Source organism: Synergistaceae bacterium, from assembly GCA_031272035.1.
Classification (GTDB): Bacteria; Synergistota; Synergistia; order Synergistales; family Aminobacteriaceae; genus JAISSA01.
Map to the genome: position 1 here is coordinate 15476 of JAISUO010000050.1, position 12821 is coordinate 28296.

10 protein-coding genes are annotated in these 12821 nt (G+C 56.9%); 5 read left to right on the forward strand and 5 right to left on the reverse strand.

What is annotated here, in order from left to right; all coding sequences use genetic code 11:
- Position 1 precedes the first annotated feature (1 nt).
- From LBR61_06445 to LBR61_06465, 5 genes are all read right to left on the reverse strand, one after another.
- Positions 2-1192 carry a YgeY family selenium metabolism-linked hydrolase gene (locus LBR61_06445; protein ID MDR1731719.1) on the reverse strand — a complete coding sequence of 397 codons (1191 nt, stop codon included), beginning with the start codon at positions 1190-1192 and terminating at the stop codon, positions 2-4.
- Positions 1193-1259: 67 nt separating this feature from the next.
- Positions 1260-2000, reverse strand: a complete 741-nt coding sequence (locus tag LBR61_06450; protein ID MDR1731720.1) for an HAD family phosphatase — start codon at positions 1998-2000, stop codon at positions 1260-1262.
- A 29-nt stretch (positions 2001-2029) separates the two neighbouring features.
- Positions 2030-3559 (reverse strand): diguanylate cyclase, encoded by a 1530-nt coding sequence (locus LBR61_06455; GenBank protein MDR1731721.1) that lies wholly within the window; start codon positions 3557-3559, stop codon positions 2030-2032.
- Between the two features lie 24 nt (positions 3560-3583).
- Positions 3584-4126: a 4-vinyl reductase gene (locus tag LBR61_06460; GenBank protein ID MDR1731722.1), complete on the reverse strand. Its 543-nt coding sequence runs from the start codon at positions 4124-4126 to the stop codon at positions 3584-3586.
- A 206-nt stretch (positions 4127-4332) separates the two neighbouring features.
- Positions 4333-4665, reverse strand: coding sequence for a hypothetical protein (locus LBR61_06465; protein MDR1731723.1), 333 nt, complete (start codon positions 4663-4665; stop codon positions 4333-4335).
- A 224-nt stretch (positions 4666-4889) separates the two neighbouring features.
- Between LBR61_06465 and LBR61_06470 the strand changes: the two genes are divergently transcribed.
- The 5 genes from LBR61_06470 to LBR61_06490 all read left to right on the forward strand — a co-directional run.
- The gene (locus LBR61_06470; GenBank protein ID MDR1731724.1) at positions 4890-6068 is read left to right on the forward strand and encodes an AbrB family transcriptional regulator; all 1179 of its coding nucleotides are present in this window, start codon (positions 4890-4892) and stop codon (positions 6066-6068) included.
- Between the two features lie 238 nt (positions 6069-6306).
- Complete coding sequence (locus LBR61_06475; protein ID MDR1731725.1) at positions 6307-9225, forward strand: response regulator; 2919 nt, start codon at positions 6307-6309, stop codon at positions 9223-9225.
- 32 nt (positions 9226-9257) lie between these two features.
- Positions 9258-10391: a response regulator gene (locus tag LBR61_06480; GenBank protein ID MDR1731726.1), complete on the forward strand. Its 1134-nt coding sequence runs from the start codon at positions 9258-9260 to the stop codon at positions 10389-10391.
- Positions 10392-10656: 265 nt separating this feature from the next.
- On the forward strand, positions 10657-12030 hold the full coding sequence (locus LBR61_06485; protein MDR1731727.1) for a sodium:solute symporter family protein: 1374 nt from the start codon (positions 10657-10659) through the stop codon (positions 12028-12030).
- A 257-nt stretch (positions 12031-12287) separates the two neighbouring features.
- Positions 12288-12821: hypothetical protein (locus LBR61_06490; protein ID MDR1731728.1), on the forward strand; the 534-nt coding region annotated here is incomplete at its 3' end.

Consider the following 12821-nt stretch of genomic DNA (forward strand, 5'->3'; position numbering starts at 1 on the left):
TTCAGATCTCTTCGATCAGGGCGGTGTAAAAGCGGCAGGCGGCCTCGATTTGGTCTGCCCTGCAGTTTTCGTCCCGCATGTGGGCCAGCCGGTAATCGCCCGGTCCGAAGCCGATCGTGGGGATGCCGAGGCGCACGGGGGTCACGGCGTTGGTGCTGAAATCCCAGAAGTCGTACCGGTCGGGTTCTTTTTCCCCCGCTTTGCCGAAAACGCGGTCGTAAGCTCTGTTGCAGGCCCGGGTCAGCTCGTGATCCGGGTCGATTTTCCAGGCCGTGTGCAGGGGCTCATAGTACAGCTCGGTTCCGGTCCAGGTGGCGTACTCCAGAGTTCCCAGCTCCCAGGAGGCTTTCTCTCCGGCGATCAGCCCGTCCATTTCCTTTTTGACGTCTTCTTCCGTCTCTCCGGGGATCATGCGCCGGTCGAGGTAAATGGAGCACTCCGAGGGAACCGCGTTCAGCGACGCGCTCACGCAGGAAATATTGGACAGCACCACCGTTCCGTGCCCGTGGGGGGTTTTCTCTCCGGCCCGGGAAAGGTGCTGATTGAGTTTTTCGACGCGCTGGATGATTTCGGCCATTTCGTACACCGCGTTGATTCCCTTCTCCGGAGCCGCTCCGTGGGCGGAAAGGCCGTGAGTGTGGATGCGGACCTGCGCCTTGCCCTTGTGTCCCAGGGCTATTCGGTTGTCGGATGGCTCGCAGATCACAACGAAATCCGGCTTCAGATGACGCTCCATGAACAGGTTTCGAAGGCTTTCCCCGTCGCAGTATTCCTCGCAGACCGACCCCACCACGTAAACGGTTTTTTCGGCGGAAAGGCCCGATCGCTTCGCGAAGCCTCCCGCGTAAACCGAGGCGGCCAGCGCCGACTTCATATCCACCGAGCCCCGCCCGTAAAGCCGCCCGTCCACGATGAGCCCGCTGAAGGGAGGAACCTGCCATTTTTCGGCGTCGCTGACCTCCACCGTGTCCATGTGAGAGTCGAAAAGCACCTTTTTGGGGCCGCTGCCGATTCGCCCGACCACGTTTCCCGTGCGGTCGAAGAAAACCTCGTCGTAGCCGAGTTCGACCATCTTTGTATGCACGGCCTCGGCCACGTCTCTCTCTTTTCCGGAAAAACTCTGCAGCCTCACCAGAGACTGCGCAAAAGGAACCAGACCGACCAGCTCGCTTCCGAATGAATCTGCCGCCACAGGAGTCACCTCACCTTATTTCATCAGCGTTAAGCGTTTTTTTGAAATAACCTGACTTAGTACACGATTAAGCCATTCCCCCGTTGAGCTCCCGAATCAGGGGGATGACCTCAAGCAAAGTTCCGCATTTTCGAAAAAAGAGTTTTTCCATATCGGGCGTGGAGGGCAGAAGGTCCGGAATCATGACGGAGCGCATTCCCGCGGAGCGAGCCGCCCGGATGCCGTTATACGAATCTTCCAGCACAAGACACTTTTCCGGCGGCACTCCCAGCTCTCCGGCCGCCAGAAGAAAAATATCCGGAGCCGGCTTGCCCGATTTAACCCGGTCGCCGCAGACAAAAACGTCAAAATCCGCGCCGGGAGTCGGGATCAGACCGGCGTTTTTGACGTAAAAAACGACAATATTCTCCTCTGTGGAGGAAGCCACAGCTCTTTTAATTTTCTTTTCCTTCAGAAAGGCCAGAAGTTCACGCAGCCCTTCCTTTACGGGGGTTCCGTTTTTTTCGATGCAGGACAAAGCCCAAGCGACGCGGTCCTTCCGCACCCGATCGAAGTCGAAGGAGGACCCCAGCTGCTTCTGCATCACTTTTTTCGTATTCGGCACGTCCAGCCCGATGTGCTTTTGAATCTGTTCCTCCGTGATGGTGAATCCGTGCAGCTCCCCCGCCTCGATCCAGGCGCGCATGTTGAGGGCTTCGGTGTCGAACATCAGCCCGTCCATGTCGAACAGCACCGCTTCCACCGGAACGCGTTTTATTTCCATTACGTCGCTGCCTTCGATGACCGGCGTCACTCCATCTTCACTCAATCGTCACTCAATCTTCCTTCACTCCATCGTCATTCCATGCCGGAGCCGGCTTTGCGTCGTCGGTCGGTGGAGCCGTTGGCGTAGTGGCGGGTGTATTTCTCGACCCTGTGGTCCCCGGAGGAGCTCCAGAAGGCGCAGGCGTTGCGGCCGTGGGCTTTAGCGCAATAAAGCGCCTCGTCCGCGTGCTTCAGGAGGGTCGCCGCGTCGTCGCCTCCATCGGGGCAGGCGCAGACCCCCATGGACATGGTGACGACAAACTGTCGATAGCCCAGCCAGATGGGTTTCTGGATCATCTGCATGGTGCGCTCCAGAATTCCGGAGAGGCTGCGCTCCTCGCTTTTGTGGAAAAACAGCAGCAGGGCAAATTCATCTCCTCCAAGACGGGCCACCAGGTCACTGCCTCTCATGCTTTTTTGCAGGCGGTTGGCGATTTCGATGAGCAGAAGGTCGCCGGCGTGGTGTCCCATGGTGTCGTTGACCTGCTTGAAGTTGTCCAGGTCCGCCATGATCACCACCAGGGTCATGCCGTCCCGTCGAACCAGCTCGATGCCCGTTTTGAGGCGCGCGTCGAAGAAAGAGCGGTTGGGAAGCTCCGTCAGGACGTCGTGGGTGGCCCGGTGGCTGTAAAACTCCTCCCGCTCCTTTCGCTCCTGAATGTCGGCCGTGACTCCGATAAGGCGCGACGGGCGGTGGGTGGTCGGGTTCACCACCATCATGCCCCGGGTCATGAACCAGCGGTAGTCGCCCTTTTCGTTTCGCAGACGGTGATCGATGGAAAACGAGTGGGGAATCCCTTCCCCTGAAAGGATGTGGCGGAACAGGGTTCGGGCCTCCACGTCCTCGGGATGGCAAAACTTTTCCCAGTCGGCGATGCTGGGGACGTTGTCCGGCTTCAGCCCCGTCAGTTCCTCCAGTCGCGGCGAATAATAGGGCGGATCCCCCGTTTCCAGGTTCACGTCCCAGATTCCGTCACGGCTGCACTGCACGGCCAGGTGCCAGCGCTCCTCCTCGCTGCTGAGGCGGCGCTCCGCCTCTCTGCGGATGCCGATCTCCTGACGCAGTTTTTCGGTGAGGTGTTCAAGGCTCGTCTGCCGCTTCTTCAGTTCTCCCAGTGTGGTGGCGAGCTGTTCCGTCATGGAGTTGAAGGAATCGGCGATCTCTCCCATGAAGTCCATCCGCTGGTCGAGATCTCCTTCCGCCACGCAGCGCGTCAGCCAGGCCATGTGGTTGAGGTGAGCCTGCAGGGACTTCAGCGCGCCCCCCACAAAGCCCCTCACGGAAATAGAGTAGGTGAAATCCCCCCGGCTGGCCTTCAAAAGCCCGTTGCGCACGTCGATCAGGACTTTTTCGATCTCCTGAGTCACGCGGCTGCGCTGAAGCACGGGAGGCGCGGAAGGGAGAGCGGGTTCCTGAAGCAGGGAGTACACGTACTCCAGAAGCGCCTGATACTCCTCCGGGGAGAAGGGGACTCCGGTTTTTTCGTCCGGCGCCGCCTCTGCCTTCTTCTCCGGGGACTCTATGGGCGTTTTCTCTTCGCGATATTTCCTGACTTTTCTCACGTTCACACGTGCTCCGGATTTTGGCTAATCCTGCGCCGTGTAGAGTTTTTCGGCACTGAAACGGCAGGTTCGGTCCCCTGTGCACCAGCAGTCGATTTCCTTGACGCTGTAAGGTTTCCCCGTAAAATTCTCAAGAATGCCGCAAATAAATCCCTCGTCGTAAACGCAAATTTCGTAGTCCATTTCGGGAAGGCCGGAGCAGTCCAGGTCCTCCTCCACGGTCAAAACCAGTTTTTCCGCGCCGCTGGATACGGACTCTATTCGCAGGACCCCGATTCGCAGGTCCCGAAGAACGAGTTGAAGTTTTTTGACGAATTCTCTGAAGTCGTCGGTTCCCTTGAGGAGGTGCTCGTAGACGGCCGTCCCCGCCATTTTGCCCGCCGCGTAAAAAATGCGATCCGCCTCTTCCGCTCCGTAGGTGGATTCGATGACGTCCCTCAGCGTAAACTGCATGAGACGATACACTTCAACCCTGGTCACATTCCCCAGGTTGGGCCGGCCTATCTCCAGATCTCCCAGGAGATCCCACGTAAATTTATATTTTCTTTCTTCCGTTTCTTTTTCCATAACAGCACCCTCCCGTCTTCCGCTGCAGGACGCTTTTTCGGTCCGTATCGCTTCGGAGCCGAAAAACCGAACTCCCCTGCACGGGTTCTTTCAATTATCATATCACGTGAAAGTCCTTGTTTCGCGGACTTCGCGGCAAAGACAAACGACGACGCCCCTTTACGAATCCTAAGATGTCAAAAAAGACCGACTTTTTTGTACTTTTTCTACCACTCTTCTTCTCTTTTTTTCCCGGAGTGTTTTCGATTTTTTGCGTGGGACTGGGAGCGGGAGGGCGCCGCTTTTTTCAGCAGACGCTCTTTTTCTTCCCGAAGAACGTTTTTGTGTCCCGCTCGTTCTTCCTGGTAGTACAGTTCGTCTCTCGCGTCGAGATACTCGTCGAAACGGGACCGGGCAAGGGTTCCTTCGTCCAGGGCGCGGCGCACCGCGCACCCTGGCTCACGGCCGTGAGTGCAGCTGGCAAAACGGCACTGCAAAGCCAGCTCTTCGATGTCGGTAAAGTCGTCCGGAGTTTCGTCAGAATTGTCCATTCCGGCCATTTGGAATTCCTCCGGCGACCCCGTGGAAAAACTTCTCCCGAAACAAAACATTTCCCTGAACCCCGCGAAAGCTCCCGATTCTCGCTGCTGAAAACCGCGACGAAAGGTTCATCTTCTCCGAAACCATCCTTATATCAGATTATCTCAAATTGAAATCAAATTCTGTATATAACTGAGACAGTATACCAAACAGGGAAGGAAAATGGCAATATTCCGTCCTCTGTATTTCACCCTCTGTATTTCCGGCCTTTGGCCTGGGGTATAATCGAGGTCAGGTCGAAGCGAGGGGGCGCAAAAACATCATGGATTTGACCGGTTTTCCGGGCGGCCAGGCGGCGGCGTTCTGTATCACCTATGCCGTGGGGTACGCGGGTTATCGCATTTTTAAATTTCTGCGGGTTCCCAATCCCGGTCTTCTGGGGTCGATGATGCTCACGGGAGTTCTCAGCGCCACGGGATATTATCCTGTTTTTCCGGTGGACGTGGTCTCCTTCGTGGCGAAAACCTCCACGGGAATCATGCTGGGACGGCAGATCGACCGTCAGACCATGCGAAAAATAAGGAGTATGCTGCGCCCTGTTCTCGTTCAGCTCGTGGGAATGCTGGCGATTTCCTTCCTCTGCGGCTGGACGCTGTACGCCACCTGCCGGTCTCATGGAATCTCCCTGTCCACCGCCATGATCAGCGGAACGGCGGGAGGAATTGCGGAGATGATGATCTTCGGGCTGTCCGTGAACGCGGACGTGGGGGTGGTGGCCTTCGTCCAGATCTTCCGGATCGTCCTTTTTCTGGCCCTGCTTCCCTGGATTGCGATTATCGCGGCCAAACTGGGCGTTCCCCGAAGCCCCGCCCTCGATTCGAAAATCGTCGCCGAAAGGCCGGAGACCTCTCTGAAGGTCCGGAAATTCTCCGGCAGGGACTGGGGGCTGCTTCTCCTCTGCGCCTTTGCGGGGGCGGGGGCCGCAAACGGGCTGGGCGTTCCCGCGGGAGCCATGCTGGGCGGGATGATCGCCTGCGGCCTGCTGGCGCTGAAGCTGGATAAAAAATACACCTGCGCCGTCCGGGTGAGAACCCTTACGCAAATCGGCCTGGGGCTGGCCCTGGGACACCAAATAGACGCCCGCATTCTGGATCAGCTGCGGATACTTCTGCTGCCCACTCTGCTGGTGACCCTGGTGATGCTGACGGGCTCCGTTCTGCTGGCCATCCTGCTCTACAGAACGTCGCACACGGGAGATCTTCTCACCTGTCTGCTCTGCACGGCGCCGGCGGGGCTCTCCCAGATCGCGATCTACTCCGAGGAGGTGGGGGCCGACTCCCTCACCGCCGCCCTGTTCCATTCGGTGCGCATGTTCGGAATCATCCTGTTTTATCCCTGGATCATCATGCCCCTTCTGTCCTGAAGGCGCCCTGAGAGCGGCCCCCCGGCGGCTTTGACGCGCCCGTTTTTCATATACTCAAACTCTGACCATATTTTCTAATCAGGAAAGTCTTTATATTTTTTGATAATAAATAAACTACCTGCCTGCATTTAGGGAAAATTGACCTCCCCGATGTTCTGACTGTGCGATATTGTAAGGCTGCTTTTTATGAAATGCTTTGGGCGGAGGTGCGCTTCGGGAAGTGCGGGGAGGAGTCAAGGTGTCGGCGCGACAAAAACTGAGTCTCACCATTGTCTTTCTGGTGTCGGTGATGAGTTTTTCCGCTTTGGGGTTCGGATGGTTTTTTGCGGAAGAATACGTTTTGCAGACCCTGGGAAAAGACATGGCGCTTCTCTGCGAAGTGGTGGACCGGCTGATTTCCTGCAGGGCCGATCTTTTTCTGGAGCAGCTGGACAGGGTTTCCAAAGCCCTCGACGCCGTTCAGGAGGTGGATATTTCTGCCGTCCTGCGCGAAAAAGGCCGTCAGCAGCCCTGCTGGCTGGCGATGTCGTATGTGGGAAGGGACGGGCGGGAGAGGTGCTCTGATCCTCCGGACTCCGCTTCCGGCGGGTATTTTGGGAGCAGAACCGTCCAACTGGCGCTCTGGGGGCAGAAAGCTTTTTCCACCCTGGAAAAGGACGCCTCCGGCAGGCTGGTCTTTCGAATCGCCGTTCCCGCCCGAGACGGCGCTCTGGTCGCCACCCTTCCCGCGGAGGTCTTCAGCGATCTCATTTCGCGTCTGACCGTCTGGGATACGGGACATATTTTCATAGTGGACAACAGCGGCACCCTCATTGCCAGCAGCCGGCCGAAGGCGATGGAGAATCAGCGGAACTTCTTCATCATGGCCCGAACCCGACCCGAATGGAAGGCCGCCGCCGAGCTTTTTTCAAAGATGGTTCAGGGGGCCAGAGGCGTGGGCCGGTACAAGTATCTGGACGGAGTCGACAGGCTCTTTGCCTACGCCCCTCTGGGCAATTTGATGGGCGGATGGTCCGTGGGGGTTTACTCCTCTCTGGTGGTGGGCCCGCTTCTGCTGATCCGGAGAGGATTTCTCACCGCCGCCGTGCTGTTGGTGGTGTTCGGTCTGCCTCTGGAACTCAGCGTGGCCAGGCTCATCGGGAGGGCCTTCGAACAGATACGGAGACAAAACATCCACCTCGCGGAGCTTCGGGAGGCGGCGGAAAACGCCTCCAGCGCCAAGACCGATTTTCTCTCCAACATGAGCCACGAAATGCGCACGCCTCTGAACGCCATTATCGGGTTGAGCGAACTGGCCATTGGCTCCGAAACCACCGCCTCGGAGAAAGACTCGTCTCTGCAGAAAATCTACCGCTCCGGACAGGTGCTGCTGGGTATCGTCAACGACATTCTGGACATTTCGAAGGTGGCATCCGGCAGGTTCGAGCTGAACCCCATCACCTACGACATTCCCAGTCTCATCAACGACTGCGTGATGCTGAACGTCATGCGCATCAGCAGCAAGCCCATCCGGTTTACTCTGGACCTCGACCGGCGCATGCCCCTGAATCTCTTTGGGGACGAGCTGAGAGTCCGGCAGATTTTCAGCAACCTCCTTTCCAACGCCTTCAAGTACACGGAGCGGGGCAGCGTGAAGTGGTCGCTTTCCTGCGAACGGGACGGAAAGGACGTGTGGATGACCGGCAGCGTGACGGACACCGGCATCGGCATTCGCCCGGAGGATATCGACAGAATTTTTCTCAATTACACCCAGCTGGACACGAAGCGCAACCGGAAAATCGAGGGAACCGGTCTGGGGCTCTCCATCGCAAAACATCTGGTGGAAATGATGGGAGGGTCGATCACTCTGAAAAGCGAGTATGGAAAGGGGACGACGTTTACGGTTCGACTCCGTCAGCAATTCGTCTCTGACACAATCATTGACGAGAACATTATAAACAGTCTTATGAGCTTCGATTATTTCGACACCCGACGCACCCGAAACTCGAATCTGAAACGGAGGCGTCTTCCTCACATTCGGGTTCTGGTTGTGGACGACGTCGAGACAAATCTCGACGTGGCCCGGGGGATGCTGAAGCCCTACGGGGTGCAGACGGACTGCCTCACCAGCGGCCGGCAGGCCATTGAGGCGATTCGCAGCGGAGAAGTTCACTACGACGTCATTTTCATGGATCACATGATGCCGGTCATGGACGGCATCGAGACGGTACGCCGCATTCGTGCCCTGAAAACGGAGTACGCCGCTTCTATTCCCATCATTGCCCTGACCGCCAACGCGATCCTCGGAAACGAACAGATGTTTCTCAGCAACGGCTTTCAGGCGTTTCTTTCAAAGCCCATCGACGTCATGTGTCTGGACAGGATCATCCGCCGGTGGGCGCCCCAAAAGCCCGAGGAGCTCGCGTCCCTCTCCGAAAAACCGGAGGCGGAATCGTCAGAGGAGGAACCGCCGGAAAACGAAAAAGGCGACGGGCCGGGGCTGTTCTCCGGGTGGAAGATCGAGGGGCTTGACATTGAAAAGGGGCTCGTTCGTTTCGGCGGAGACGAGGAGATCTGCCTCGACGTTTTTCGGGCCTGGGTCACGACCACGCCGCTTCTGCTGGAGCAGCTCCGCGATTATAACGCCTGGAACGACCCCACCCGCGACAGAGAGAAAGACTGGGGAAAACTGGAAGCCTACACCATTGCTGTTCACGGGCTCAAAGGCAGCTGTTACAGCATGGAGGCGATCCCTCTGGGGAAACAGGCGGAGGCGCTGGAGCGGGCGGGAAAGACCGGCGATCTCGAATTTATTCGCCGGCACAACAGCGAGTTTCTCGCCGCCGTGGAAAAGCTGGTGAAAGAACTGACCCTGAAAATCGAGGAAACGGACCGTTTGCGCCAGAAACCCAAAAAAGACAGACCCGACAAAGCCCTGCTGACCGAACTGCTGGAAGCCTGCGAAAGGTTCAGCATGGACGGCGTGGACGGTCTTGTGAGTCAGCTGGAAAGAGCGGAATACGAGTCCGGGTCGGATCTCGTCCTCTGGCTCAGACGGCAGGCCGACATGGCGGCCTTCGGTGAAATGCGGGAAAGGCTCGTCCAGGAACTTCAAACCTGGAAAATGGAGGAGCGCGGAGGCGGAGAAACTCCGGAAAACGACAGAAATAAAAATTGAAACAGAAATGAAACTGAAACAGGAGACAAACGATGAAAATCGAAGACGCGAAGCCGACGCGTGAAGAAACCTTCGGCTGCTGCATGAAGAAACGACGCAAAATTATCCTTGTGGACGACAACAGGGCGACGCTCCTTACCGCAAGAAATATGCTGAAAAATGTGTGCGAGGTTTACCCTTTGCCTTCCGCCGCGAAAATGTTTGAGCTTCTCGAAAATGTCATTCCGGACCTCATTCTTTTGGACGTCAACATGCCCGAAATGAACGGCTATGAAGCGATAAAACGATTGAAGAAGGACCCGCGCTGGAGTGCCGTTCCGGTCATTTTCCTCACGGCTCAGAACGACGACGACAGCGAGCTGGAGGGGTTGAGCCTCGGCGCGATCGACTACGTGTCCAAGCCCTTCTGCGCCCCTCTTCTGCTGCGGAGAATCGAAAATCACCTTCTGATCGCCTCCCAGCAGCGGGATTTAAAAAATTACAGCGACAATCTCGCAAGAATGGTTCAGCAGAAGACCCGGCAGGTTTTCACCCTGCAGAACGCGATTCTCGGGGCCGTGTCCGAGATGGTGGAAAGTCGGGATGTGGTGACCGGAGGACACGTTGCCCGCACGCAGCAGTATCTCGCCCTCATGGTGGACGAGATGATACGGGAAGGCCTTTACATGAACGAAACGGCCGACTGGAATCTGGATTTTCTTCTGCCCTCGGCGCAACTCCACGACGTGGGGAAAATCGCCATCAGCGACGCTATTTTGAATAAACCGGCCCGGCTGACACCGCAGGAATTTGAGGAGATGAAACGTCACACCACCATAGGCGTCAAAATGATCGAGAAAATCGAAAATCAAATTCACCAGGACGACTTTCTGCGCCACGCGAAGACCTTTGCCGGAACGCACCATGAAAAATGGAACGGTACCGGATACCCCATGGGGCTGAAAGGCTTGGACATCCCGCTGGAGGGACGTCTGCTGGCCATTGTCGACGTTTATGACGCGCTGATCTCCCTGCGTCCCTACAAGCCGCCCCGCAGTCCGGAGGAGGCCGGACGCATCATCGAAGAAGGCGACGGAACCCATTTCGACCCGGCGCTGTTGAATATCTTTCGTCGGGTCAAGCCTCAGATCGCTGATATCGCCCTGCAGGATTCCTCTGTTTTGTGATATCAATTTGCTTTCAATCGAGTGTTAATGAAGAAGCTAATGTTTGAATATCATTGCTTTTAGCTATTCTAACTTTAGGCCTTTTACTTCAAATTGGTGTGAATGAGGTTTTGGAGGTTTCGGATGTTTTGGAAGTCGCTGCTTTTTCACTGTTCTAATTTCAGGTTTTTGACTCCAACCTGGTATAAAATTGGCGTTATGCTTCCCGTTATGCTTTCGGAGAGACTTGATTCAACAATGGTAATTCAACAATGGAGGAAAGCAAATGTCTTTTTTTGTAATTGGAGCGATTGTTACGGCAGGAATTTTCTGCCTTTTGGGTCCCATTTCCGGAAAAGTGAAGAGCGTCGGCGAGTACGCCACGGCCGGGCGAAAGGCGAGGGCCGGTTCCGTCACGGGGGTGGTGATGGGGGCTTTGGTCAGCGGAGGGTCCACCGTCGGAACGGTGCAGATGGCCTATCAGACGGGAATCTCCGGCTGGTGGTTCACCCTGGGCAGCGGCCTGAGCTGTGCGATTCTCGCTCTGTGGTTCGCCCGTCCCGTACGGGCCTCCGGACTTTCCACCCTTCCGGAGTTCATTGAGAGGAGCTGCGGACGTCCCACGGCGCTGCTGACGCTGGCGGGGTCGGCGGCGGGGACGCTGCTGTCGGTGGCGGCGCAGTTTATGGCGGGACTGGCTCTTTTGTGTTCGGCGTTCCCGATTTCTCAGGAAGCGGGTATTTTCATCCTGGCCCTGGTGATTCTGTTCTTCATCTTCACCGGAGGACTGAAGAGCTTCAGCCTCATCGGCAGCGCGAAGGTCGTCATCCTGTATCTGATTTTCGTCCTCTGCGCCGGAAAAACCTTTCTGCTGGGGCAGACCCCGCAGGTGCTGATCCGGGACCTGCCCTTCTCCCCCTGGCTGAATCTTTTGGGGCGGGGAGTGGGCCGGGATCTCGGCGCCTGCGTGTCCCTCATCGTGGGGGTGCTCTGCACGCAAATCTATCTCCAGGCCGTGTTTTCCGCCTCGGACGAAAAAACGGCCCGTCGGGGCTGTCTGGTGGCGGCGTTTCTGATTCCGCCCCTGGGGTTGATGGGCGTCTGGATCGGGCTGGGGCTCCGCAACGCCGGAGTGGTGGTGGAGCCCGCGCAGGCTCTGCCCTGGTTTCTGAGCGCGCATTTTCATCCCGTTCTTGCGGGGGTCATGTGGGCCGGACTCCTGATCACGGCCATCGGAGGGGCTGCCGGACTGATTCTCGGTTTGGCGACCAACCTTTCTCTGGACCTGCTTCTTCGGATTCCCGGCGTTCCGAAGGATGAAAAAAACGCCCTGCGCCTCAGCCGCTGGGCCGTGTTCCTTTCCGTTCTGGCGGCCGCGCTGCTGGCTCTGGTGTTTCGGCAGGGGCTGATTCTGCATCTGAGCTACCTCGCCCTGAGCCTGAGAGCGACGGGGATGATCATTCCGCTGGTGGTGTCCATCTTCCGGCCAGGGCTTCTCTCGCCGCGCCGGGCTTTCGTCTCCTCCCTCTGCGGTCTTGGAGGGATGCTGATCGCGTGGATCTTTTTCCCCAATACGGAGCCCCTTTTTATCGGCCTCCTTGCCGCCGTCGCCGGGCTCCTGATCTGCAGGCCCCGACCGGACAGTTCCGGTTCCCGCTGATGTGGGCGCCTTTCGTCACGCTATCTCAGATGGAGATATAAGTTCAGGTACAAAAAATCAGTACAACGGTCGCCTTTTAGTTTTCGTCTCTCACAACGACCTGACGTTCCTCGATGCTTTGGTAAATTATATCACGCGAATTGTGGCGCCGTTTGAAGCGAAGGCAGGACGGGATTGCCGCTGAGTTGGTATAATAGGAAAAAGAGAGGGGCGGTCGTCACTCTTAAATTTTGACGTAATTGCAAGGGGTATCATGGATGAGTGAGAGACCGCACAAATGGCGCGACACCGCATGGAAGCGCGCTATAGTTGACGGAGCGAAAGACGCTGTCGGCTATTTTATGCCGGACCTCGCCGCCGACATGGACGCGTCGAGGGACATCACCGGCATTTCAGGTATGGAACTGCCGAAGAAAGATTCCGATTCAGATAAGGATATGCTTGTTTCGGACATCTTTCTGAGCGTTCCGGTGGTGGGTGGAGAGGATTGGAACGTCGCTTGCCTGGTCGAGCAGCAGCACGCGTCGGACAAAGAGTTTACGGGTCGGATTTTTGATTCGTGGGTTCGCCTGAGAGCGTCAAGGCCGGTTGGAAGAACGACGGCTTTCGCTGTATACACGGGTGACTCAAAGGATGTGAATTTTCATACGGAAACGTGTTACGGGTTAGAGGCTTCGCTGAAATTTCGGACGTTTCATCTTCCGAGTTACGACATGGAGGAATTGAGGCAGGACAAGCGCCCTTTCGGGCGTGTGATGTACGCGGGGCGTCTGTCTCTGGGCACAGAGAAT